This is a genomic window from Morganella morganii H1r, from assembly GCF_000633515.1.
Classification (GTDB): domain Bacteria; phylum Pseudomonadota; class Gammaproteobacteria; order Enterobacterales; family Enterobacteriaceae; genus Morganella; species Morganella morganii_B.
Genome location: NZ_AYMP01000039.1, coordinates 1 through 25,915, shown reverse-complemented (window position 1 = coordinate 25,915; position 25,915 = coordinate 1). Strand labels below are relative to the sequence as shown.

The window sequence follows — 25,915 nt, the reverse complement described above, 5'->3', positions numbered from 1 at the left end:
AAAAATGGGGGGATTACCCCGTGACGTTACCGAGCATGGCAGTCAGTACCATCGTCACCAGCATCGATTTCACTTCCGCGCGGTTCTCTTTCTTCGATGTTTTATAGATAGCTAATGCGATTGCCGGGAACAGGAACAGCGTGACCAGCATTTGCTGCTGCGCCATAAAGCGCGTCAGGCTTGGCATCATCGCCCAGTATTCAGTTCCGGGGCCCTGTTTGAATAACACTTCAGTCAGCGCCGGAACAACACCGACATAGGTTTGCCCGTCGATTACATAAGTACCGCCGGCTTCGGTAAATCTGAACAGCACGTTCCAGACGTGGTGCAGACCGAACGGAATAAACAGACGCTCACCGCCCGCCGTAAAGAACGGACCGACAGGACTGAGGAAGACGGCTGAGAGTTTCATCAGCCCCTGAACCAGCACTTCCCAGATAAACGGTAATGTCGCGCCGACCATAATCATCAGGCCGACCATGATAATGGAAACGGATTTTTTACCGGAGAAGAAGGCGAAAGCGGTCGGCAGTTCAAGGTTATAGAACTTATCCGTTGCCCAGGCGGCAATTAAACCGGTGATGATCCCCCCGGCGGCACTGATATTTAAGGTCTGGATCCCCAGAACCTTAATTTGCCCGACCTGTCCCATAATGGCCGGATCCGCCAGTTTACCGGTGAGTACCAGCCAGATATTCATGGTGATAATCAGCGACAGATACCCCACCACAGAGGCAAAGACCGCGATCCCCTTATCACGCTGGCTCATCCCGTAGGCAACCCCCATGGCAAAGAGCAGCGGAATGTTGTCAAAAATGACCCCCGCAATAGAGCGGATGCTGACAAGCAGTGCGTTAACAGTTTCATTTCCGAGGAAAGGGAACCGGGCGATCATGTAGGTCTGCACTAATGCACCACTGATCCCCAGAATCATACCTATCGGAGCCAGAACCCCGATGGGCAGGAGCAGTGTCCGGCCAAAGCGCTGGATCGACTCCCCGAATTTTCTTTTAGCCATATTATTTTCCCTGCGACGAAGAATATTGATATTACCCGGAATACTAGCACTGCGTTTTTGAAATGAAATGATGGTACGGTTTTAAATATTATCTCAGGTCTTACATTATGACCCGGGTCATTTTAAGGCGATAATGATTTAAAAATCATGGTGATAATGATTTTTAAGACGTTCTGTTAATGATTTTCTGAATAAACAATTATTTTAAAAACAGCAGGAATTATTGAACAAAAAGCATTCAATTCAACTTAAGCTAAATAATAAGCGCATTTATTTACAGCAAACTTTCCAGCTCATTAATTAATAAATCCACCAGGATAAAAAATCCCGTTCTGGACTTTGAGTCATCCCGTTTTGTGTCATAACTGTCAGAGAAGCAAAAGAGAGTGTTATTTGCGTATGTGGTCAGTTCATTGGTGTGGAAGGCTGTCATACTGATGATATGGGCATCTTTCAGCTGAACAATTTTTGCGGTTTCAATGATCTTTTTGGTTCCGCCGGAGAGGGAAATAAAGATCACCGTATCGTCCTTGCTGACAAGACGGGTAAAGGAGTCGGAAAGGTTATAATCATTAATAAAAAAGCAGTGCAGCCCCAGCGAAAATAATAAATGCTCCAGATAGTAACCGACCGCCTTGCTGGTTCCCCGTGCCACCAGAAAGATATTCCGTGAACCGTGCAATATTTTTGCACAATCGCGGATCTGATCTTCATTAATCAGTGTGAAGGTCTTATGGATATTATTTTCGAGCTGCTTTTTATAGGATGCCGGTGCTTTTTTCTCTGCTTTATTTTGTGAGAGAATATGATTGTTGATCTGAAATTTAAGTTCTTTAAACCCGCTGAAACCTAATTTCTGGGATAAATTGATAATCACCGTTTTGGACACAAACGTTTTGGTGACTAATTCATTAATATTCAGCCAGGGGATATCGGCAATATTTTCGGTAAGATATTTTAATACTTTCTTCTCACTGACGGTTAAGTTGTCGTAATTCTTCAGAAAATCCAGCATATCCGCACTCCCCCATTTCAGCAGCGATATTCGTCAATAATACCTCATAATGAGGATAAGCAGTCGGATATTATGAAAGACAAACCGGACACACAAAAAAGCCCGTAACCAATCAGGTTACGGGCTTTTTCAGCAAACAAGTGCAGTCAGACTACATGATTACATCATGCCGCCCATACCGCCCATGCCGCCCATACCACCGGCTGCACCTAAATCCATTTTGTCGTCTTTAGGCAGTTCAGTGATCATCGCTTCAGTGGTGATCATCAGACCCGCGATAGAACCGGCGAACTGCAGAGCAGAACGGGTGACTTTAGTCGGATCCAGGATACCCATTGCGATCATATCGCCGTATTCTTCGGTTGCTGCGTTGTAACCGTAGTTACCTTTGCCGCCTTTCACGGTGTTAACAACAACAGATGGTTCTTCACCTGCGTTTTCAACGATCTGACGCATAGGTGCTTCCATTGCGCGCAGCGCAACACGGATACCCACATTCTGATCTTCGTTATCACCGGTCAGCTCAGTCAGAGCCGCCGCAACACGGACTAATGCAGTACCGCCACCGGCAACCACACCTTCTTCAACCGCTGCGCGGGTTGCATGCAGGGCATCGTCAACACGGGCACGTTTTTCTTTCATTTCAACTTCAGTTGCCGCACCGACTTTGATGACAGCAACACCGCCTGCCAGTTTCGCTACGCGCTCCTGCAGTTTTTCACGGTCGTAATCTGAGGTTGAATCTTCGATCTGCTGACGAATCTGACCAACACGTGCTGCGATAGTCTCTTCGTCACCCACACCATCAATGATAGTGGTGGTATCTTTGTTGATAACGATACGTTTTGCCTGACCCAGGTCTTCCAGAGTTGCTTTTTCCAGCTCCATACCGATCTCTTCAGAGATAACAGTACCGTTGGTCAGGGTTGCGATATCCTGCAGCATCGCTTTACGGCGGTCGCCGAAGCCCGGTGCTTTCACCGCAGCCACTTTCACGATACCGCGCATGGTGTTAACCACCAGTGTTGCCAGCGCTTCACCTTCAACATCTTCTGCGATGATCATCAGCGGTTTGCTTGCTTTTGCAACGCCTTCCAGAACCGGCAGCAGTTCACGGATGTTGGAGATTTTTTTGTCGACCAGCAGGATGTACGGGTTTTCTAATTCAACAGAACCGGTTTCCGGTTTGTTGATGAAATACGGGGAGAGGTAACCGCGGTCGAACTGCATACCTTCAACAACATCCAGTTCATCTTCCAGGCCGGTGCCTTCTTCAACAGTGATAACACCTTCTTTACCGACTTTATCCATTGCTTCCGCAATCAGTTTACCGACAGTTTCATCGGAGTTTGCAGAGATAGTACCTACCTGCGCGATTGCAGTGGTATCAGAGCATGGTGCAGACAGTTTTTTCAGTTCTTCAACGGCTGCAACAACGGCTTTATCGATACCGCGTTTCAGATCCATCGGGTTCATGCCCGCAGCAACGGCTTTCAGGCCTTCAGTGATGATAGACTGAGCCAGTACGGTTGCAGTGGTGGTACCGTCGCCCGCAGCGTCGTTCGCTTTGGAGGCAACTTCTTTCACCATCTGTGCGCCCATGTTTTCGAACTTGTCGTCCAGCTCGATTTCACGCGCAACAGACACACCATCTTTCGTGATAACCGGTGCGCCGAATGATTTGTCTAACACAACGTTACGGCCTTTCGGGCCTAAAGTAACTTTTACTGCGTCTGCCAGAACATTGACACCACGGAGCATTTTAACACGGGCGTCGTTACCGAATTTTACGTCTTTAGCTGCCATTATTTCTATTCCTTCGAATGCTTTTATGGTTTAAGAAGATCTGAGTACAACCAGTACGGTGTAATTATGCTTCGACAATCGCCAGGATGTCGCTTTCAGACATAATCAGCACTTCTTCATTATCAATTTTTTCAGCTTTTACGCCGTAACCATCATTGAAAATCACGATATCACCGACTTTAACGTCGAGTGGTTTCATTTCGCCGTTTTCCAGGATGCGACCGTTACCTACTGCCAGCACTTCACCACGGGTCGATTTACCTGCCGCTGTACCGGTCAGGACGATCCCGCCCGCTGATTTCGCTTCAACTTCTTTACGCTTAACAATAACACGGTCGTGCAAAGGACGAATTTTCATTGATAGATCTCCTGTAAAAAAATCCGTATCAAATAACGTGGATTAAAGGTTCAGGCCGGATACTAATACCATTGCCATGTTTGAGCAGATGGGGTCAGTACCGGACAAGTTCAAGGGGGCAGAGACGAAAAAAATACGAAATTTCACGGTCTCTGTCCAAACTGTTCAGATATCAGGGTTTATCCTGCGGATTATCATCATTGTGCGATGCCGGTGACTGGTTGAGCCGCTGAGATGGTGTGTCACCCCGGCGCTCAAACTCCCCTTCATAGACATTCCCCTGGTTTGCCGCATTACCGGCGAACGGGTTCGTCCGCGGCTGATACACACGGATAAACGGCAGCACACGGGACACCAGCAGTTTCTGTACCGGCGGCAGCAACAGCAACAGACCTAAGAAATCAGTGAAAAAGCCCGGCAGAACCAGCAGGATCCCGGCCAGCACCAGAGAAACGCTTTTGATCATCTCTGCCGCCGGGCTTTCACCCGCCTGAATTTTCTGCTGAATCAGACTCAGATTACGCATTCCCTGGTTGCGTACCAGAGACACGCCGAGACAGGATGTCAGCACCACCAGCACCAGTGTCATAAACACACCGATGGCGGATGCCACATGAACAAAAATGACCGCCTCAATATAGATCAGCAGACAAATGAGGATAAGGGGTAACCAACGCATAACGTCTTCCTTATGTGGTGCACTGTGATGTAAAAAACCGCCCCTTTGTCAGCCTTTGTGAACTACTTCTAAGAGACGCGCTGTAAATTCGATTTTTAGTCATAGATGTTCATAATGATGGGGTCATTTTCGATGTTTTCAAGCGCAGCATGTGCCGGAATCGCACATGATATTTGTGATTTATCGCACATAAGAGTGATAATAGTGCAAACATTTCAGTTAATAAGTGATCTGGCTAAAAGGATTCAATGCAAATTCAGCATATCATCACTGTGAATGCAATAAACTAAGTGATACTCACTATTAATATCGGACAAAATAATATAATTGCTGTTCTTACTATTAAGTAAGGCAACCATTCAATCAAAGAAGGTTCTCATGTCAAATAATTTTCGTATCGAAGAAGACCTGCTGGGTAAACGCGAAGTGCCGGACGATGTGTACTATGGTGTCCATACACTGCGGGCTATCGAAAATTTCTATATCAGCGACCGTACAATCAATGATGTCCCGGAATTTATCCGTGGCATGGTGATGGTGAAAAAAGCCGCTGCCATGGCGAATAAAGAACTGCACACCATTCCGCGTGCGATTGCGGATACCATTATCAAAGCCTGCGATGAAGTCCTGATCCACGGTAAATGTATGGATCAGTTCCCTGTGGATGTTTTCCAGGGCGGTGCCGGTACCTCACTGAACATGAATACAAACGAAGTGCTGGCAAATATCGGCCTGGAACTGATGGGCCACAAAAAAGGGGAATATGAGTTCCTCAACCCGAACGACCACCTGAACAAAGCCCAGTCCACCAACGACGCTTACCCGACCGGCTTCCGTATCGCCGTCTACAATTCAATTACCCAGCTGATTAAATCTGTTGAGTATCTGAAAGGCACCTTTGATGCCAAATCCGATGAATTCAAAGACATTCTGAAAATGGGCCGCACCCAGTTACAGGATGCCGTTCCGATGACATTAGGCCAGGAATTCCATGCCTTTGCTGTCCTGATGAAAGAAGAAATCAAAAACCTGCATCACACTGCTCTGCTGGTGCTGGAAGTTAACCTTGGCGCCACCGCGATTGGTACCGGGCTGAACACCGCACCGGGTTATCAGAAACTGGCGGTGGAGAAACTGGCGGAAGTCACCGGCCTTCCGTGTGTACCGGCAGAAGACCTGATTGAAGCCACCTCTGACTGCGGTGCTTACGTGATGCTGCACAGCGCGCTGAAACGCCTGGCGATGAAGCTCTCCAAAATCTGTAATGACCTGCGTCTGCTCTCTTCCGGTCCGCGTGCGGGTCTCAAAGAGATCAATCTGCCGGAAATGCAGGCGGGCTCTTCTATCATGCCGGCTAAAGTGAACCCGGTGATTCCGGAAGTGGTAAATCAGGCCTGTTTCAAAGTCATCGGTAACGATGTGTGCGTCACTATGGCGGCTGAAGCTGGTCAGTTACAGCTGAACGTAATGGAACCGGCTATCGGTCAGGCCATGTTTGAATCTATCTCTCTGCTGAGCAACGCCTGCCGCAACCTGGGTGAAAAATGCGTTTCCGGTATTACGGCCAACAAAGAAATTTGTGAAGCGTATGTATTCAATTCTATCGGTATCGTGACCTACCTGAACCCGTTCATCGGTCACCATAACGGGGATATCGTCGGTAAGATTTGCGCGGAAACCGGCAAAAGCGTGCGCGAAGTGGTTCTGGAGCGCGGCCTGCTGACAGAAGCTGAGCTGGACGATATTTTCTCGATTGATAACTTAAAAAACCCGGCCTATAAAGCAAAACGTTTTGATGATTAATATAATAATAAGAAATACATAGAATACGAAAGCACGTCATCGCAAGGTAACGTGCTTTTTTATTACCCTACTACAAAAATTTAACATTTTTCTACGGGATTTTACAGGAGCACTTATGCTAGCCATCGAATTTATTATCGTACTGCTGGCCATTTATCTCGGGGCCCGCCTCGGAGGGATAGGTATCGGTTTTGCCGGCGGACTGGGGGTTCTCGCCCTCGCCGCCATCGGCGTGAAACCGGGCAGTATCCCGTTCGACGTGATCTCCATTATAATGGCTGTAATCGCTGCAATCTCTGCTATGCAGGTCGCGGGCGGGCTGGATTATCTGGTTCAGCAGACTGAAAAACTGCTGCGCCGCAATCCGCGCTATATCACCATCCTCGCCCCGATCGTCACCTATTTTCTGACACTGTTTGCCGGCACCGGTAATATTTCACTGGCTACCCTGCCGGTGATCACCGAAGTTGCCAAAGAACAGGGGATTAAACCTTCACGTCCGCTTTCCACTGCTGTTGTGGCGGCACAGATTGGGATCACCGCATCACCGATTTCAGCGGCGGTGGTGTATATGTCATCGGTCATGGAGCCGATGGGCGTCAGTTACCTGCATCTGCTGATGATCCTGCTGCCATCGACCTTTGTCGCAATCATTCTGATGTCCTTTATTGTCTCCTGGCTGTTTGATGACAAACTGGCTGATGACCCGGTCTTTAAGAAACGCCTTGCCGAAGGTGTGGTGGAACTGAACCGCAGTGAAAAAGCCGCCATCAAACCGGCTGCCAAGCTGTCTGTTCTCCTGTTTCTGCTCGGTGTTCTGTCTGTTGTGGTCTTTGCGGTTGTGAACAGTAAGAGTGTCGGGCTGCTGTCTGAACCGATTATGACAACCACTAATGCCATCCTGATTATTATGCTCAGTGTCGCGACACTTATTACTCTGATTTGTAAGGTAGAGACGGATATCATCCTGAACTCCAGCACCTTCAAAGCCGGGATGAGCGCCTGTATCTGTATCCTGGGTGTGGCGTGGCTGGGCGATACCTTCGTTCAGGCGAACCTGGACTGGATCAAACTGACCGCCGGTGATTTAATCACGCAGCATCCGTGGCTGCTGGCGGTTATTTTCTTCTTCTGTTCTGCCCTGCTTTATTCACAGGCCGCCACCGCCAAAGCACTGATGCCGATGGCACTGGCGCTGGGTGTCACACCACTGACTGCCATTGCCTCTTTCTCTGCGGTTTCCGGTCTGTTTATCCTGCCGACCTACCCGACACTGGTTGCGGCGGTTCAGATGGATGACACCGGTACCACCCGTATCGGCAAACTGGTCTTCAACCACCCGTTCTTTATCCCGGGCACCATTGGTGTTGCCCTGTCGGTCTGCTTCGGCTTCCTGATCGGCAGTGTCGTTCTGTAATTCCCTGCTCTGACAATCCGCCCTCCGGGGCGGATTGAGATTGCAGACAAAGCAGGATAAAACGTGGTTTTTCCTGCTTTGTGTTATCAGCCGAAAATCAATAAATTGATTTTCCTGGTTTATTTTTACAACCTCTGTCGGTCGCCGCCAACCCCTGCGGGTTTGTCAACGGCCTGAATCCGCCCTCCCGGGCGGATTTTATTTTTCTGCGTCTCTCGCCTTTCCCCGGTACTCACGTTATTCTGGATTATATGCCTCTATCAGGGAGAACCTGCTGTGCAACGTGAAGACGTCCTCAATCAGGCACTGAGTCTGCTGGAAAACCGCGGCCTTCTGATGTCTGAAGCCACCCTCAACGATAACCTGAACATTGATCCCGAACGCCTGCGGATTTTCTGGCCGACCCGTAATGACCTGCTCTACGACTGCCTGCGTTACCACGGTAATCAGATTGATATCTGGCAGCGCCGCGTTCTGCTGGATGACTCTCTGTCCTGTGAAGACAAACTGCTTGCCCGTTACACGGCACTGGCGGAACGTGTCAGGGAAAACCGTTTTCCGGGATGCCTGTTTATTGCGGCCAGCAGCGCATTTCCTGATACGGATCACCCGATCCATCAGTTATCCCGCCAGCAGAAACAAAGTGCCTTTGCATTCACTACAGAGCTGCTCAGAGAGCTGGATATTGATGACTGTGATATGGTGGCCCATCAGCTGGAACTGATTCTGGAAGGATGCCTGAGCAAGCTGCTGATTTCCCGCAGCACCGGTGATATTGATACGGCCCGCCGGCTGGCGGAAGATGTGCTGACTATCGCCCGCTGCCGTAAAAATGGTGCACTCAGCTGATTTATTCATCACCTGCATAAATTGCGTCCGCATTCTGCATAAAAAGAGCACACTCACACTTTTTTTATGGTTTTTTGACAGAAAGGCATTGACGCAAACCACGGAATACGGTTTAATGCGCCCCGTTGCCCGGATAGCTCAGTCGGTAGAGCAGGGGATTGAAAATCCCCGTGTCCTTGGTTCGATTCCGAGTCCGGGCACCAAATTCATGTCAACGGACCTCTACGGAGGTCCGTTTTCGTTTATAAAGCCCGCCAGATATCTACTTCTCCGTAGTTCTTCATTCAACCCAACTCAACCAAATTCTACCCGCATCAAGTCACTTGCGCGGGTACAAATGAGGGTATACCCTGATTCGACAGGAATTTGTACCCTCTCGCCTTCCGGAGACCCCTTTTATGGCACTTACTGACGCTAAGATTCGGGCTGCAAAACCGCAAGAAAAACCCTATAAACTTGCTGATTCCGGCAACATGTTTTTACTTGTTCATCCCAACGGCTCACGTTACTGGCGACTCCGTTACCGCTTTCAGGGAAAAGAAAAAACATTGGCTCTGGGAATTTATCCTGAATTGTCCCTTTCTGACGCACGTGATAAAAGAGACAGCGCACGTAAGCAGATTGCTGAGGGTATCGACCCTTGCGAACAGAAACGGATAAAGAAAGCTTTACCAGACGCTTCACAAAGCTTTGAAGCCATTGCCGGACTTTGGCATAAAAGCAACAAAACCTGGTCAGAATCCCACAGGGAAAAAACCTGGAAAAGCCTTCAGACGCATGTTTTCCCTTATATTGGTTCACGGGATATTACATCACTGAAAACACCTGATTTACTTATTCCGGTTAAAGCTGCTGAAGCAAAAGAGATTTATGAAGTAGCAGCCCGTCTTCAACAGCGAATTTCCGCTATCATGCGATATGCCGCACAGTCCGGAATCATTGATTATAATCCCGCTACCGATATGGCGGGGGCGCTGGCCACAGTTAAACGACAGCACAGACCTGCATTGCCACTGAGTCGGATATCTGAGTTACTGGAACGTCTTGATACTTACCGGGGACAAATCATGACCAGACTGGCAACACAGCTTTCTTTGCTGATATTTATCCGCTCCAGTGAATTTCGCTTTGCCCGCTGGCCCGAGATAGATTTTGAAAAAGCCATGTGGACTATCCCCTCTGAACGAAAACCAATTAAAGGTGTAAAATTCTCTCATCGTGGCTCAAAAATGCGTACAGAGCACCTGGTACCGCTTTCAACTCAGGCGCTGGATATTCTCCGGGTGATTCACACTATCAGCGGTGAGCATGAATTGATCTTCACGGGTGATCACAATCCCTGGAAGCCGATGAGTGAAAACACGGTAAATAATGCATTACGACTTATGGGATACGATACGAAAGTTGATGTTTGTGGTCACGGCTTCAGAGCTATGGCCTGTAGTTCATTGATCGAATCAGGATTATGGTCAAGAGATGCGGTAGAGCGTCAGATGAGCCACCAGGAGCGTAATGGTGTACGTGCAGCTTATATTCACAAGGCGGAGTTTCTTGAAGAACGCAGACTGATGCTGCAATGGTGGGCTGATTTTCTGGATGCTAACCGAGAACAAACTATTTCACCTTTTGATTATGCGAAAGTGAATAATCCTTTTAAGTAATCATAGTTAACACTTTATCGTAATACGTCTTATTCAATAAACTTATACCACTGAAAGCCCCTGTCCTGATGGACAGGGGCTTTTTTCGTTTTGGCCAACCCGGAAGGAAATCATGACAGAAAACATATCGTATTGTCGGCTCTATGAGCCAATCCATCATCCTGATCTAAAAAGTTATTAATTAATTTTAAAGCCCGTGGCTGTTTTTCAGCCATATCGACATCTCAGTTTTGAGTGAAGGGGGATCGTCCCCTTTCTCAAAATATCGCTGTTTATAAAAACGCAAGACATCAGTAATAAGGTATTTATATGCACATAACTGCGGCGTCTTCCCCATACCCAACGTCAGGGATTATTTCTTTTTTTATCAAGAATTTAGGAAAATATAACGAAGGTGTACTGGTTGGTGAGTGGCTTGAGCTTCCGGCAACCTCAAAAGAGATCGAATACTGTTTAGCCCGTATTGGTATTGATGACATTCGCTATGAAGAGTATTTTCTGACGGACTATGAATCCTCGGTTGATGGCCTTTCTTCCTATATTTCAGAATTTAACGCTTTAGAGGAGTTGAATGAATTAGCTACTCAGTTAGCTGCATTATCGCATGATGAAATGCGTCTTTATCAGGCAGCGATTGAAATCGGTGACTCAGTGAGCTCAATTCATGATTTGATTAATTTAACCGGTAATTTAGCGGTTATTCAGCGATTAGACCATGTGAATAATGAATACGACCTGGGCTATTACTGGATTCAGGAAAGCGGCTGTTATGATTTGGCACAATTCGGTGGCTTAGCACATTACTTTGATTATGAACGCTATGGACGTGATATCTGCATTGAACAAGGGGGAATTTTTTACGGTGGGGGATATGTTTATCATACGGACGGGTAGACAGGATAACCGTGTTATAGCGAGGAAGCTCATTATCGTAACACAACATTCTGAACGCCCTCTTCCGGAATAGCTTACGGCTAAAAATGTAATCATGCTCACTATTTATCCATAACATATTTTATTGCCTAATACCTATCTGACAGAAAGCCCTTCTCTTCATCGAGAAGGGCTTTTTTATTTTAACCAAACCAAAAAGGACACTATTAATGGAAAATTTTATCCGTTGCCCGTTATGTCATTCTGTTTATACCCATGAGCGGCATATCGGCAAAAAAGGAGGTGCGATCCTCGGAGGCGTATCCGGTACCTTAAATGCAACAGAGACTGAATCAGAACAACCTGTTATCAATACACTGTCAGGGTCTTATATCACCATGCTGCTCAGCCGTTTTGTCGCCGGTGCTGCTATCGGTGCCGTCACCGGCTCTTCACTGGACGGTATGGTCTTCGACCGTTTTAAATGCGCATCCTGCGGACATACCTTTAACTAGCTGACAGAGTCAGTAAACGGATACCTTAAAGGTATCCGTTTTACCGTACATTTATTTTTTTATATTTCCTGACGCGGGAGCGATGAGATAACAAGAGATCTGAGGTAAGCATATATCACGCTGGTTTCATAAATAAGCCAGCAACCATGCTACAGCGCAGCCAAATAGCTCACAGTAAAAAGATGGTTTCCATCCCGGATAATACCGGTATGTGCAAATACCTTCACAACACTTTAGCTGAGTACCGTTATCCACAGACAGAATACCATCATCTTTGTCAGCATCAGGTCAGCGGCTCACTCACAGATTATAAAAAACCAATATTATCAGCTATTTTCGCTATTTTTTACGCAATTGATTATGTTGACGCTTTTATCTCTGCCTTAATATGAATTGATCTGCGATACCGATCGACAACAACAAAACGATAGTTATTAACTATTAATTTCAATTAATTGATCGTCATTATTGATAGAAAACACAGATCAATTTCATTATTTCGATCGTTAATAACGATTTTAACTCTCTGTCAGGTTTCGCTATGCTGTCACTTAAAGCATCTAATTTTGTCTGTTTGTATATAGGCGATATTTTCGGAGAGTAAATCATGTCAGAAGACTTTAAAGACAGTCAGGAATATGAAGAGTGGATTGAAGAGACTGGTGGACGGGATGAGGAATATTCAGACTATTATAATGAATGATTAAAAAAACAACAGAAAGAGTTGTTCTCTTAAACAGCTAAACATTCTCTTTTTGTAAAACATGAGCCGGTATTATTCCGGTTTATTTTAGTAAAAAAAATAATAAAAATTATTACTACTTTTACAATCAAAGAGACATAAATTAAAGTGACGCTAATAAAAAAAACCGAAACTACCCCCCCCCACCAAACATAATGGTTAAATATACTACATAAGGTAAAGTATGAAAAAATATACGTTATTGCTATCTGCATTATTATTTTCATCAATAACATATGCAGAGCAACTTCCTATAAAAATACAGGAAGGTTTACGGGAAAATATTGTTCACAAAGGGTTGTATTATAAATATATAAATATTGTATCATTAACCGATGAAATAATAATTGATGACGTTATTGTAAACCGGGGTAACTGCCAAAAAGTCATGGCCCCAACAGGAAACAAAAAATTGCATTATGGTCAGTCTATCCGCTATGAATATCCGAAAAGTTGTCAAATTATGGAAATAACGGTCACAACTAACAAAGGTTCAGGTACATACTCAAAAAATTAAAACGACTCTATACACTTTTAACACAAATGACATGCAGAGCTCGGGCTCCCGGTGGTTATATCGTATCGATACGGCCCCCTGAGAGGGCCCGCAGCAGAAAATAATTAATAACATATCAAAGCACGTTGAACAGCAGCTCCCGAAAGCATCGATGTTTAAAACAACCCTCGGTTGTATCAGCGGAGCTAAGAAAAGTGGCTTAGTGTCAGATGGCGGACCAGAATCCTCCCCAAAATAATAAGGACCTGTTGATGAATAAATTAAGTGTCTTATTGGACATTCCACAAGAAATAAGTGATGGATTAAAAAGTGGTATTTATGAAAGAGTAGGCGGAGTTATTGTAACAAAAGATAAAAAAACTATTGTTGGCTGGCTTAGAGAAAGTAGTGAAGCAGAAACAAAAAACAAACCATCACTAATTCAAACCAGCAATCTATTGAGTTGTGCTAATTTAGCCATATCAGCAATAAACTTAGGCGCCACATTTTATTACGGGAGTAAAAACTTACAAAACACAAACAAAACACTGAATGAAGTCAGCCTGACAAATATTGAAATAAAAAAAACACAAGAGATGATTGACCTCAACTTTAAAAAACTCAATTCAAGAATAAATGAAATTGTCAGCGTATCAAACAAAACAGATTTATCAATATCTCTGATAAAATTAAGAGATGCGTTCTTATTAAAAGAAGATAACAAAGAGATAAAGAAAATAATTTTAGAAATAGTCAGATATATACCAAATGAAATGTCCACCATCATATCATCATCAAGCTACTGTAAAATAAATGAATTCTTAGAAAACACGGTGTCTTTATTAAAAGTCATTTATTTAACCCAGGGATTAACAATAAACTATTTTGATAGCACATCAACATGTATTGATGTAATGAAAGTTATACAGCATGCCCCATTAATTGAAAGGCTACACTCAGCTATCGCTGAAAATGAGATTTTTAATTTTAACATCTTAGCATCTGCTTATATGTCATTAGATAGTTACACATCGGTTAATGAACATGACAGAGAAGTCATATTCGATCTTTTCTTAAAATCAAATAAAAGTTTTGAAAGTGATAAGGCAATGATTGAAGTATCTGATAGTGATAATATAAAATCAAACATAATACATGATAAGTACTCAATCCTTGCAGGTACAGGAACGCAATCCGATCTAATTAAATTTACTAAAGATAGTGTTTGTTCTGACAATGACATTGCCAAATCTTATATATTCGGAATAATTAAAAGCGGAAGCGAAACAAAGAAAAACACGTTTTTTTAAAAATAGAGCTCAGTTATTAAACGACATGCTCTTTAACGGAAACAATCCCGTTTCATTTGAAAATATGAATGCTGATAAAATAAAGGAATTGCTATCTGCAATATCTAATGTAAGCATAGCAAATGAATTATCTGATAGAATATCGGGAATTAATATTGAATTATCTTATTGCAATGAAAAAAACCTTTCTATTCGTGAGTATCAGAATAAATTCATAGTGAGCAATAGTTATTTTGAACAACCTGAATATGCTTTCTTTGAAAGATAAATAAATTTAAAGAAAATGGGTCGAATTAAAACCTGGGTTGATTTGACCTGTATATCCAGGCTCATATTTTCTCTTACGATGATAATGATTTTCTGCCTATATATTCTCACAATAAGTGGTGTACCAGGATACTGTGCATATGATGTTTATAGTAATGACTGCACATCATAGCAGGGTTAGCCAAGGCAGTCCTGCTGTCCGGTTTTGATATAATGCATATGGTAATCCCGTTTTATTGCCTTCGCAAAGCTTTCTGGTATACCATTACTCTGCCTGCTGTTGTGCAGGGCTCCGGATATCCTGCCTCCATTGTTTCTTTGGTATAGCCTCCGGCACCAACTACCCAAGCTGAATTTTTCAGCCACATTAATGACTTTTTCAGTTTGGTAAAGCTGCTGCAAAGTAGCTCTACGTCACAGCAAAATCAATAGCAGAAGCGCAGGAGCCAACCAAGTAACCTTAATGATTGTTGACAGAGTTGACCGGGATATGCTGAGATTATGGATACAATAAATTATACATGCAAAATTACCGGTTTTATGATATGTCTTAACTCAATTAAATAATCTACAGCATTAATCTTTCTTGCTGACAGAAATTTCGAATTATTTATTTCATTAACCATCGGTTCAAAACAAAAAATTTCATTTTCATCCAAAGTACCAAACCGATTAATTAATTTATCAAATAGAGAATCCTTATCAATATTTTCTTTTGTAATTGATTGAATCAGACTTTCCACATGACTATTTAACAATTTTTCAGTTAACTTAATTGAATTAGAAAAAACCTCAATGACACCACTCCGGGATAATATTTTACATATTAAACCATACCTTTCACCAAACAAGTAAAAATCACCAAATCCTGTAGAAGCAATAACATGAAAATTATCCATTAAAATTAAATAGGTTTCATCTAACCATTCAAGTACAGCATCATGATACAGTGATGGATCAACAAGAGAAAACAGACCATTATTATAACTACTCCAACCTTCATCATTCCAGTAGCTAAGCAGTTTCTCAGGAAGAGTGCGCCCCCATTTCTGTATAGCAACCTGAGAAACATACCGGGAAGTGGTCGCTTCTCCGAGCTCTTTAATCAGTGAATCGAAATAGTGATCCCTCATCACACCACTCCTTAAAAAATCAAAAATTTATCTCATCAATTTCAGGATCTGCGAGCTGAGCAAGAATAGATAAATGAATACGTGCATCTACTTTTTGAATATATTTTATATCCAATTCACCACCTAAAATTAATGCCGGTTCAAATCCGAATATTTCATTATCACCGAGAGGTCCGAATTTTTTTACTGCTTTTTCAAAAAGGCCCTTTTTATTATGCCCCTCTACTTCAGCAAACCCAAAAAGTGTCTGTATACTAATATTTCTACTTTTATTTGCATGTTCTCTTTTGATTTCTTTTTTTTGAATAAATATAGTATTAAACATAGGTGATATAACAACAGACTGCCCTGTTCTTTCACCACATAAATATAGATTACCAAAGCCATTAATAGCTATTGCATGAAAAACATCGATATCTTCTAAGTACGTATCTTCCAGCCATTCATCTACAACATCTTCATAGTCCGCTGGATTTACTATGGTAAATAATCCGTTATAGTAGCTACTCCACCCTTCATCATGCCAATACATCAATAGTAGCTCTGGTAATTTTTCTTCCCACTTTTTTATTTCTTCAACAGAAGCATACCTTGATATTGTAGCATCTCCAAATTCATCGATAAAAGCCTCAAAAAATTCATTTCGCATTTTATTTTCCTTTTCCACGACAAACTTCTAGTTCCACATTCATTTTAGCACTACCTTGCCCATTTTTTATAGCTTCATTTGCTGTTTTTTCCATACTAGCTATCCTGCTTTCTTTTATTGTCTTGCTCGTGGAACTATCAATAACCTCAACCTTCCTGGGCCATGACCCTCCTATAGAGCTATTGACTTTCGTATCGCCTAGCCCCCTTGGTTTCGGATCATGCCATCCACCGGCAACCATGTCAGGCTCATGTAATGCCGCCATGTTACGCATAATTTCTTCTGTTCTTTCAGCTGCTCTTTTTTTAATATAATCCCTACCAGTTACTCCACTATTTTGCAATGATTTTTGAATTGAGTTTTCAATTATTTTTTTCTGTTCATCTCTATACCCTTCCTGCATTTTTCTAGAAATTTTATTCCGCCCTTCATTTTTATAAGCTTTCCGCGCTAATGAAAATTCCTTGGCACTCATATCATTAATCGCATCCTGTTGTCTTTTTAATTGCCGATTATATTCTTTAAGATATTTTTTTTGATCAGCAGGGGACATACTTTTAAAAAACTTATTATCATACGGGGAAAAACATTTCAATTTTTTCTTCGGTAGTTTTGTGGGTTTTATTTTTGCTCCGGCTTTATCTTTCCCTTTTTTAACCACCTGCTGCTCTGCTTTGATTGCTGATTTTTCTGTTTTGACTGATTTTATAATTGCTTTTTCAGCCTTCATTGCATATTTAGCGCCTTTTGCCCCCCATCCTGCAAAAGGAACCATTGCAGCAGCTGACAATGCTGCATTACTATAATCATCGCGTGCAGTATAAATAAGAGCGTTAAGCCCATCAGCTGCAATACTGACAACCGGAATCAATCCGACAATATCAAGCCCTACCTGTACACCATCAAGAACATCTGTCCAAAATTCGGCTTCATCATCATTTTCTGTCGCAACAACCGGATTTGCATTTGCAGGTGAAACGTTTTTCACCGGAGCCTGATTTTGGATAACACCGGTTGTATTGCCATCTCTAACCAGAGATTTTCCTTCAACTGAGTAACCGCCCGAGGGATCAATGACGGGTAAACCTAATTCCGGATATTCATGCCGCAAAGCAATATATTCTGACTCGCTGTAATCTCCCCAAAAAATTGTTTCGTCCTGCCGGTTATATAAATCAACGGCAATTCCTTTTTCGGAATCAATACGGTCTTCATTACTGAGACGAAATACTTTCCAGGTATTCACATCGGATAGAATATTTTCTATCGGCGGACTGGGTAAAATATCATCAGCCCGCGCCGTAACCGTAATATTATCAATATCCTCATCCATATGAAAATCAGTCCTTATTTTCCGTTCATCCAGAACTCATCACCATGCCGTAATACAGGCAAACCTTGTACAAAAAAACTTCCCGAATGTTCTTTGGGGTAACATTTGCCACCAACCGTACCGCTTTTGACGCCTTTTGCTATTCCTGCCTGATCACCGATTGTTTCCGGTATTAAACTTTGAGAAAATACAACAACAGGCTTACCGTTAGCTTTAACAGAGGGAACCGCTTTTATTGCATTATCTAATTTAGCAATAACCGGATAAGGCACCGGAGGCGTTGAAGAACCTACCGGTGTCTTACATACATCAGGTAATATTCCTATAACCAACCATTCACTATCCTGCCGGGCTAAATAATTATCAGCCATGTTTATCTCCTGTATTTTTATCAGGCAGTGAGACACTGAAAAGTGGTGCGTTCAGATTAGTCTCAAAGCGCGCTTCAAGTACACGAAGAGGCAAATCGGTACTTAATTTCTGACGAAAAGTGAGTAACAAACTCAGTGTGTCTGTATCCAGAATAATTGTGTCTAAATTGAGCGCTACGGGAAGAATCGGACCATTCTCCAGTCTGGCCAACAGGAATGCTCTGTGACCCGGTAGTGTTACCTGTAAGGAACCACTGTGCGTCATATTTGTTACACGGATAGTGATATCATTTCCCGGATAAGAGATTTGCTGATCTGCCGGGGCACTGTTCCAGTAATTAAAATCAAAATCCTTTGGCAGATAAGGATGCCTGTTATTAATCCATGTATCATCATACGTACCGGCTTTGCTGAGCCGGGGTTGCCAGGATCGGGTAATTACGCCAAAACCGGCAGGCATAAAACAAGGAGCATTTAAATCTTTGTCAGCCGTTATCACATTAATATATTCATTGATATCAAAAGGATATTTAATGTCTTCTATACGATGAATTTCAATATAGTCAATATCCTTTGCTTTTATATACCAATTTTGTATATAGCCTTTTCCTGCCGGATTGAACGGATGATAATCATGAGCAATTGGCGGCAGTGGATTTTCAGGATGAAAACGCCGGTTATTTTCGGAAAGTAAGTAGTGCTCATCAATTTTGTTATAATGCTCGTCAGTATATATTTTACATTCACCTCCGAAGGCATATTCATACCCTAATGGCAGGGTGGTAAATAGCTCCGAACTCTGTAATTCCCAGCGCTCATTTATTTTTTTCAGACAACGTTTGCCAAAAATATTTATTGTCTTGTCAATCAGCCTTATATTGTTTTCAGTAACGGTTAAAGATACCGGAAATTGTGTTACAGGCTTTGAATCCGGGGCTATTGCAGAGCCGATAATGATAACATCACAGTATGGTTTGAAAGGTGAGAGATCACTTTCACTCCTGACTCCGCTGCAAAGAGGTGCTGATAAATACTGATCCTGTATGCAGAGACTTTCATTAGTTTCTATTTTTGCCTGATATATATCATCAGAGAAATGAACTAACGAATATTTTACTTTCATCGCAATAACATGATGTTCTTTATCATCAGTATCCAGCATTTTGTAATTCATCACTGAAAATGGTGTCAGGTTGCGAAATTCCATCTGATTCCTCCTCAGTTAATATCCACATCTTTGCCGGTGATCTGCACCGGACCACTGGCTTCAAAGCTGAATGCAGTGCCGTTGATCGTCACCCGTCCGGCACTGTCCATCCGCAATACACTGGCACCGCAGCGCAGTTCGATCACATCACCGGCGGTCACTGACAGGGTATTTCCCACCGCCACAGTTTTATGCTGACCGACGGTTTCTTTGTTGTTTTCCCCGATCACCTCAGTCCGGTGACCCAGAACAGTCATGCTCTGATCTTTCTCAATCCGCTCACTGTGGTTCGCTTTCACCAGTGTGCTGCGGTCATTCAGTACCACCGTGTCCATATCCCGCTGGGCATGAATAAAGACCTGCTGCTTCCCGTTTTCATCCTCAAAGCGCAGTTCGTTGAATCCTTCGCCCTTGTGGGTTTGTGTCCGGAAAGCCGTTTGTGTTTTACTACCCGGGAATGCCGACGGCGGTGAATTACGACCGTTATAGGTACAGCCGGTGATAATCGGGCGATCAATATCGCCGTTAAGATAAGAGACGATAATTTCCTGCCCGATACGCGGTACAGCAGAAAAGCCATAGCCGCTGCCGTTCCAGCCCATTGCCACCCGCACCCAGCAGGAAGCGCTGTGATCCGGTCTGCCGTAACGATCCCAGTGGAAATACACCTTCACCGCGCCCTGTTCGTTGGTGTAAATCTCTTCCCCTTCCGGGCCCACCACCGTTGCCAGCTCGTCGCCGTCCGCCTGCGGGCGGAAACGGAACGGCGGCCGCCATTCGCGGGTGCCGGGGATAAACTTCACGGTGTTGCTGAACGTTGTCCCTTCACCGCTGCTGTTATCCGCCAGCGGCTGGGTACCACGATGATTAACCGTAATCACCTGCCACGGCTGATTCATCACCGCCGACGGGTGGTTGCTCAGGGTGAAGATTTTACCCGGCATCAGGGCAAAACAGTTGGTGCCTGCGGTACCGGTCTGACGCTCATTCTGTGACTGTTCGTAACGCAGCCGGGTGAATGGCTTACCGGTTTCATCATCACGGTAACGACCGTAACTTTCATACACCGGATGCTGTTTATGCACCTCACCGGTCACTTCATGTTTAAACGGATAAGACGGACGATCCGGGTTGTAATCTTTCTGGATAATGACATCACTGCACAGCTGTTCGGCGTAGCGCCATGAAAAGGCCGTACTGTCACCGGTGTCTGTATCCGCCTGCGGGTTATAGGTCAGGTGAATACCGGCGGTCATACCAAGGTGATTGTCACTGTAAAACAGTTTCGGGCCTTCCTCGAACCAGAAGTTAATCCCCTCTTCGGCCGCCAGACGGCACCAGAAATCATAGGCGGATTCCCGTTTCTGGGTGATGTAATCCCGTTTCTGATGCAGTTCGTCCTGATAGAATTTCAGGTCATTTTTGACATGGGCTTCTTTAAGTAATGTCGCCAGCACTTCCGGCACCGATTGTTTCTGGAAGATGCGGCTGTCCTGGTTAAGGGTCATGATCCACATTTCCGGGCGGATCAGAAAGTGATACCAGGTTTTGTTGCCGTCGGTATTGCCCTGTTCCGCAGAGGCCAGCAGTCCCTGCACGGTACGGACTTTGACGCCGTCACGGGTGACCGTCAGTGACGCGGCGGAGCCGAGATGCTCCTCAAAGGTGATCGACGGCAGCAGGCTGACGGCGCTGAGGGTCAGCGAAAACAGCGAGGACAGGGATTCACTGAGGGAAAACTCCGTCACCTGAAACGTCTGCTCCGGTAAGCGGCCGATTTTACAGGTAAACACCAGCCCGGAAGGTGAGCTGCCGGAGAGCAGCGATAACGCCGACTGTACCGGCTGTTGAACAAGGGAGTCTTTCAGTGCGGCAATATCTGCCGCCTTCTTTTTGTTGGGATCTTCAGCAAACATACCGGCTCCGGAACAAGTCTGGCGGATGAACACCCGGCAGACCGGTGTTCTCTGTCATAAAGCAAAAAAAACCACAAACCCCGGACGGGATTTGTGGTGTAAATCAGTACATTATGCTTCGATTGGCGCACGCCAGTCGTCAGCACCTGAGGTGCCTGCAACGGTGTGATCCCAGCTGATTTTGCGGTAGGCCAGTGAGACTTCAATCAGCTGCGTGTAATCCGATTTGGACGGATCCTGGCAGTGCGGCATTTTGCAGTCGATATTGACGATAGTGGCATCTTCCAGCGCGGTGGTGAAGAAGTGCTCCTGCTTACCTTCAACAGACGTGCGGTACCATTTCAGTTCAACAGTCGGCAGCATTTCACCGGATGCCAGGGCGTTGTACAGCAGCGGAACGGCTTTGTTCATTGCCACGGTGAATTTGAACGGACGGTGCGCACGCTGACCGGACGGCTGACCGGACTGCGGATCTGTCGGAACGGTGACGATATGATCAAACTGCTGCACCAGCATCTCATCTTCATGACCCTGCACATAGATGTTACCGACAGACTCAGCCGTAAAGGCACCGGCAGTGATGTTGCCCTGGGTTTTACCTTCGATGGCGATATAGCACGGAGTTGGCATAGTAAATTCCTTATAATATAAAATGATAACAATGAGTTATCTGACAATGTGTAGTCATCAGCCAGTGCGCATGGTGTTGAGTGGCGAGATAATAAATTTCACGTACCGGTCTGTAAACAGCAGAGGGACGTTGGTATCTCACAGGATCCGTCACTTAAGTTAAAATCGTTGCAAAAACAGGATATTTGACTACTAAGAGAGATAGATTGAGAGTAGTAAGGCGGAATGATTCAGATCACAAAAGAAACAAATCACTACGTTTTTTAACATAGTTATCTAACGTACTGTAAATAATAAGAAAAAAGCAATTTTTTTTCAGATCACAGAATAAAATATGTAACAAAGTACAAAATCAATATAACACAATGAATAATAACAATAAAAATTCACATCAAAACGAAAATTATAAAACACCCTTAATTTCCTCTCTGAATGGTTAATCACAAGCAGATGAAATCAGCATATTCAACTGACTGATATTCTCTGACAGTCGTTAAGAAAAAAAACATGAAGCTAAACAGTAAATTATCAGCAGGACTATTCCCGAAAAACCGGTATATTTATACGCAGTATATTCATGTCATCAGAAATGAAGAAACCGGCGGGACAAACGACAGCAATCCAAACCGGTCATGCTGCCGGTATCACCATGCTCCTGCACACAAAACTGAATTCGTATGTACAATCACTGGCACCAACCATCAGCCAGGGCTTCAGCCTGACTCAGGACTAATGTAATCGCGTCTTCCGCAGCATCCGGCGGATATTTCCAGCGCCGTAATAAACGGCGTACAAGATTACGCATACGGGCCCTGACGCTATCCCGTTTCAGCCGTTCCGGCAACTGGCTATATCTTCCGGCCGATACCTTTGAATTTCTCAATAGCAGTTAAATCTCTGAGCTTTCATAAACAGCCGCCAACTCTTCCATTTTCTCTCTCACCAGCTCAGCTACGGCTTTGCGGGCTGTGACCTTTGGCCTGACAGATAAAACAGCGAGCAGTTCTTTAATATCGGGTAGCCTGTTACGGTAGATGTACTCTTCATACAGGGTCTTAAAACCCGCTAAATCTGCATTGAGTTCTTCACAGACCAAAGCCATGGCTTCTTTTCGTTTCTCAGCCACGAACAGATTGAACTGTTTTTTGACAAAACCTTCGACCTGATCTTCTGATTTTGGCTTCAGCCCGGGTAGCTTGGTATCGATGAAGTCCCTGAACAGTTGCTTTTTATGACGTAGTTCAGGGTCGGTCTGTAAGACGTTCAGGATCATGTCACGGGTGAGGTCATAAGTTTTCTGATTAGCGTCACCTTTCTTCAGCTTCTCAATCAACTGAATGATGTAGGTCACGTTAACCTCATCACGTTTGATCAGATCGATCTCAAAGTCAAAATCAAAGTTGAACTGCTCTGGATTAGGTTCATCTGACCCCTTTTCATCACCGGTACCGACATCAGGTTTCTTCTTCCTGCGTTCACGCTGAGCGGCTTCTAAATCTTCACGCTTATCAAGGTATTTACTCTGGTAATCCAGTAATGTTTGCTCATCGATATCCAGTACTTCACTCTCAAGGTCTTCATGGAACTCACTGAAAGTCTTCAGGGTATTTTGCAATCTCAGGACATCACGGAATTTAGCTAAGAATTTTAGCTGGTCTTCTTCTTTGTAAAGCTCATCCACCGCATCCGGTGTTTCCGCGATGGCTTTGAGTTGTGCCACTCCATCTCTGAAGGAGTCCACCAGATCAGGATAAGGTTTCATGATCACAGTGCTGATCACCTCATCGACACCACCAGCCTTGGCATCACGGTTCGCAAAGATCGACAGGGCCTCATCGGTGGCATCTTTCAGACGACGATAACAAACGATATTGCCGTGTGATTTCCTGGCATCAAAGACACGGTTAGTCCGTGAAAAAGCCTGGATCAACCCGTGGTGTCTGAGGTTCTTATCCACGTACAAGGTGTTCAGGGGGGGACTATCAAAACCGGTGAGGAACATATTCACCACCAGCAGGATATCGACCTCTTTTCGCTTCACACGCCTTGAAAGGTCCTGGTAATACTCATAGAAAGACTTACTGTCGGACGCATCATAGGACGTGGAGTAGAGGCCGTTATAATCCGACACACAGGCTTTGAGAAAATCCATGCGACCGGCATCGACGCTGCGTGTGGTCATCACCGGTACGCCGGTGTCTTCCAGTCCGGTAAACTCATCAGCGTCATCCGGTCCGCTGCTAAAGATAGTAGCGACTTTCAGCCGTTCTTCTTCGGGTAGATCCGCTTGCTGCTTTCTAAAGGATTCGTAGTATACACGCAGCAGATCCACGCTGCTGACACACATCATCGCCGTGTATTCACGCCGGAAGGTCTTGGATGGATGCAGTGCCAGAATATCGCTGACCACCTTATCGACACGCTGAGGCGCATTGATGAAGGACTTATGGTTTAACTGCTCTTCACTCAGTACACTGGCTGGGGCATGGCTACCATCGTTCATTTCCACTACATCTCCGGGCTTCACCATGTCGCGGTATTCAACCGAGAAACGCAGTACGTTGCGGTCTTTAATCGCATCGGTGATCACATATTTGTGCAATGCCTCACCAAACAGATCCCGGGTGGTTTTATTGCCATATTTGGTTTTGACGGTATTGGCATCAAAGATCGGTGTTCCGGTAAACCCGAACATTTGTCGGTGACTGAAGAAGTCACAGATCCGGTGATGGGTTTCTCCAAACTGGCTGCGGTGACACTCATCGAAGATGAAAACCACTTTCTTACCGGCCACGTCCTTACACTGGTCTTTGAATTTCGCTTTAGAGATGGCCGCATTGAGCTTCTGAATGGTGGTGACAATCAGCCTACAGGCATCATCATTTAACTGTTCAACCAGCTTTTTGGTGTTTTCAGTGGTGTCCACGCTGTTCGCACTGAAGGCGTTAAACTCCAGTGCGGTTTGGTAATCCAGGTCACGACGATCGACGACAAACAGCACTTTATCGACATTCTTATCCTGGCTGAGAATCTGACTGGCTTTGAAGGAGGTTAAGGTTTTTCCTGAGCCCGTGGTGTGCCAGATATACCCATCCCCACGACCGTAACCTACGCGCTCCAGAATTTTTTCCACCGCATAATACTGATAGGGTCTGAGTACCATCAGATTGCGCGAGGTTTCATGCAGGACGATGTAGCGAGCGATCATTTTGGAAAGGAGGCAGCGTTCCATGAAGGACTCCGCAAACGCATCCAGACGGTTGATCCGTTCATTGGCCTGATCGGACCACTCAAAAGTGAATTGGTAGTTCAGCTTTTGGTTATTCGAGAAGTAACGGGTGTTCACTCCATTGCTGATAATGAACAACTGGATGAAGCCAAATAACCCACTGTTTGTGCTATAGGATTTACTGCGATAACGGTCAATCTGATCGAAGGCCGACCGGATTTCCGAACCTCTGGCCTTCAATTCAATCTGCACCAAAGGTAAGCCATTCATCAGAATCGTCACATCGTAACGACTGTGATCAACAGCTGATCGGTTTGTCACCTGACGGGCAACCTGGAAGCGGTTCTGGCACCAGTGTTTCACTGAAAAGAGTTCGATGTACTTAGGAGTACCATCGGCACCGATGACATCAATGCGACCGCGCAGCATCCTCGCTTTATCGAAGACATCACCCTTTTTCAGCTTGTCCTTGATTTGCTCAAATTCATCACCGGTCAGCTGGATGCCGTTATGCTTTTCCAGCTGAACCTTTAGGTTCTTCACCAGGTCGGCTTCGTTGCACTTTTCCACCCGCTCGTAGCCCATGCGTTCCAGCTGCTCAACGAGTTTCTTTTCCATGGGTAATCCCCCCATTTTTA

22 protein-coding genes, 1 tRNA gene and 1 pseudogene are annotated in these 25,915 nt (G+C 44.6%); 10 read left to right on the top strand and 14 right to left on the bottom strand.

Features of this window, described 5'->3' with window-relative positions:
- Positions 1 to 19: 19 nt before the first annotated feature.
- The 5 genes and pseudogenes from U868_RS0119375 to U868_RS0119355 all read right to left on the bottom strand — a co-directional run.
- Positions 20 to 1,018 (bottom strand): annotated as a pseudogene (locus U868_RS0119375) (PTS transporter subunit EIIC); the annotation flags it as partial.
- 274 nt (positions 1,019 to 1,292) lie between these two features.
- Entirely contained in the window at positions 1,293 to 2,033 is a 741-nt protein-coding gene (locus U868_RS0119370) for a MurR/RpiR family transcriptional regulator (protein ID WP_025154714.1), read from the bottom strand.
- Between the two features lie 159 nt (positions 2,034 to 2,192).
- On the bottom strand, positions 2,193 to 3,839 hold the full coding sequence (gene groL, locus U868_RS0119365; RefSeq protein WP_025154713.1) for a chaperonin GroEL: 1,647 nt from the start codon (positions 3,837 to 3,839) through the stop codon (positions 2,193 to 2,195).
- A 64-nt stretch (positions 3,840 to 3,903) separates the two neighbouring features.
- Positions 3,904 to 4,197 carry a co-chaperone GroES gene (locus U868_RS0119360; RefSeq protein WP_004240601.1) on the bottom strand — a complete coding sequence of 98 codons (294 nt, stop codon included), beginning with the start codon at positions 4,195 to 4,197 and terminating at the stop codon, positions 3,904 to 3,906.
- 172 nt (positions 4,198 to 4,369) lie between these two features.
- Entirely contained in the window at positions 4,370 to 4,876 is a 507-nt protein-coding gene (locus U868_RS0119355) for an FxsA family protein (protein ID WP_025154712.1), read from the bottom strand.
- A gap of 378 nt (positions 4,877 to 5,254) precedes the next feature.
- On the opposite strand from U868_RS0119355, the gene aspA reads away from it, so the two are divergent.
- The 9 genes from aspA to U868_RS0119305 all read left to right on the top strand — a co-directional run bounded on the left by aspA (position 5,255) and on the right by U868_RS0119305 (position 14,542).
- Positions 5,255 to 6,679: an aspartate ammonia-lyase gene (aspA, locus tag U868_RS0119350; RefSeq protein WP_025154711.1), complete on the top strand. Its 1,425-nt coding sequence runs from the start codon at positions 5,255 to 5,257 to the stop codon at positions 6,677 to 6,679.
- A gap of 115 nt (positions 6,680 to 6,794) precedes the next feature.
- Positions 6,795 to 8,096, top strand: a complete 1,302-nt coding sequence (locus U868_RS0119345; protein WP_025154710.1) for an anaerobic C4-dicarboxylate transporter — start codon at positions 6,795 to 6,797, stop codon at positions 8,094 to 8,096.
- 276 nt (positions 8,097 to 8,372) lie between these two features.
- Positions 8,373 to 8,945: a division control transcriptional repressor DicD gene (gene dicD / locus U868_RS0119340; protein WP_025154709.1), complete on the top strand. Its 573-nt coding sequence runs from the start codon at positions 8,373 to 8,375 to the stop codon at positions 8,943 to 8,945.
- 127 nt (positions 8,946 to 9,072) lie between these two features.
- A tRNA-Phe gene (locus tag U868_RS0119335) sits at positions 9,073 to 9,148 on the top strand.
- Positions 9,149 to 9,343: 195 nt separating this feature from the next.
- Complete coding sequence (locus U868_RS0119330; protein ID WP_025154708.1) at positions 9,344 to 10,606, top strand: tyrosine-type recombinase/integrase; 1,263 nt, start codon at positions 9,344 to 9,346, stop codon at positions 10,604 to 10,606.
- A 309-nt stretch (positions 10,607 to 10,915) separates the two neighbouring features.
- Positions 10,916 to 11,500 carry an antirestriction protein ArdA gene (locus tag U868_RS0119325; RefSeq protein ID WP_025154707.1) on the top strand — a complete coding sequence of 195 codons (585 nt, stop codon included), beginning with the start codon at positions 10,916 to 10,918 and terminating at the stop codon, positions 11,498 to 11,500.
- 209 nt (positions 11,501 to 11,709) lie between these two features.
- Positions 11,710 to 11,994, top strand: a complete 285-nt coding sequence (locus U868_RS0119320) for a hypothetical protein (RefSeq protein WP_025154706.1) — start codon at positions 11,710 to 11,712, stop codon at positions 11,992 to 11,994.
- 926 nt (positions 11,995 to 12,920) lie between these two features.
- Positions 12,921 to 13,253 carry a hypothetical protein gene (locus U868_RS0119310; RefSeq protein WP_025154705.1) on the top strand — a complete coding sequence of 111 codons (333 nt, stop codon included), beginning with the start codon at positions 12,921 to 12,923 and terminating at the stop codon, positions 13,251 to 13,253.
- Between the two features lie 251 nt (positions 13,254 to 13,504).
- Entirely contained in the window at positions 13,505 to 14,542 is a 1,038-nt protein-coding gene (locus U868_RS0119305; protein ID WP_162817257.1) for a hypothetical protein, read from the top strand.
- Between the two features lie 782 nt (positions 14,543 to 15,324).
- On the opposite strand, the gene U868_RS0119300 is transcribed toward U868_RS0119305, so the two are convergent.
- The 7 genes from U868_RS0119300 to U868_RS0119270 all read right to left on the bottom strand — a co-directional run bounded on the left by U868_RS0119300 (position 15,325) and on the right by U868_RS0119270 (position 22,048).
- Positions 15,325 to 15,942 carry a GAD-like domain-containing protein gene (locus U868_RS0119300; RefSeq protein ID WP_025154703.1) on the bottom strand — a complete coding sequence of 206 codons (618 nt, stop codon included), beginning with the start codon at positions 15,940 to 15,942 and terminating at the stop codon, positions 15,325 to 15,327.
- A gap of 19 nt (positions 15,943 to 15,961) precedes the next feature.
- Positions 15,962 to 16,591, bottom strand: coding sequence for a GAD-like domain-containing protein (locus tag U868_RS0119295; protein ID WP_025154702.1), 630 nt, complete (start codon positions 16,589 to 16,591; stop codon positions 15,962 to 15,964).
- Position 16,592: 1 nt separating this feature from the next.
- Entirely contained in the window at positions 16,593 to 17,924 is a 1,332-nt protein-coding gene (locus tag U868_RS24180) for a polymorphic toxin type 15 domain-containing protein (RefSeq protein ID WP_025154701.1), read from the bottom strand.
- 14 nt (positions 17,925 to 17,938) lie between these two features.
- Positions 17,939 to 18,295, bottom strand: a complete 357-nt coding sequence (locus tag U868_RS0119285) for a DUF4150 domain-containing protein (protein ID WP_025154700.1) — start codon at positions 18,293 to 18,295, stop codon at positions 17,939 to 17,941.
- A complete protein-coding gene (locus U868_RS0119280) occupies positions 18,288 to 19,502 on the bottom strand; it encodes a DUF2169 family type VI secretion system accessory protein (protein ID WP_025154699.1) in 1,215 nt (404 codons plus the stop codon). Before U868_RS0119280 ends, U868_RS0119285 begins: the two co-directional genes overlap by 8 nt.
- An 11-nt stretch (positions 19,503 to 19,513) precedes the next feature.
- The gene (locus U868_RS0119275) at positions 19,514 to 21,418 is read right to left on the bottom strand and encodes a type VI secretion system Vgr family protein (protein WP_025154698.1); all 1,905 of its coding nucleotides are present in this window, start codon (positions 21,416 to 21,418) and stop codon (positions 19,514 to 19,516) included.
- A gap of 111 nt (positions 21,419 to 21,529) precedes the next feature.
- Positions 21,530 to 22,048, bottom strand: coding sequence for an Hcp family type VI secretion system effector (locus tag U868_RS0119270; protein ID WP_025154697.1), 519 nt, complete (start codon positions 22,046 to 22,048; stop codon positions 21,530 to 21,532).
- 577 nt (positions 22,049 to 22,625) lie between these two features.
- Between U868_RS0119270 and U868_RS25590 the strand changes: the two genes are divergently transcribed.
- Positions 22,626 to 22,781: a hypothetical protein gene (locus U868_RS25590; RefSeq protein WP_162817256.1), complete on the top strand. Its 156-nt coding sequence runs from the start codon at positions 22,626 to 22,628 to the stop codon at positions 22,779 to 22,781.
- On the opposite strand, the gene U868_RS26380 is transcribed toward U868_RS25590, so the two are convergent.
- Both U868_RS26380 and U868_RS0119260 read right to left on the bottom strand, forming a co-directional pair.
- Positions 22,734 to 22,853 carry a type I restriction enzyme endonuclease domain-containing protein gene (locus U868_RS26380; protein WP_080694395.1) on the bottom strand — a complete coding sequence of 40 codons (120 nt, stop codon included), beginning with the start codon at positions 22,851 to 22,853 and terminating at the stop codon, positions 22,734 to 22,736. The genes U868_RS25590 and U868_RS26380 overlap by 48 nt on opposite strands.
- Before the next feature lie 84 nt (positions 22,854 to 22,937).
- Complete coding sequence (locus tag U868_RS0119260; RefSeq protein WP_025154696.1) at positions 22,938 to 25,895, bottom strand: type I restriction endonuclease subunit R; 2,958 nt, start codon at positions 25,893 to 25,895, stop codon at positions 22,938 to 22,940.
- Between the last annotated feature and the right edge of the window lie 20 nt (positions 25,896 to 25,915).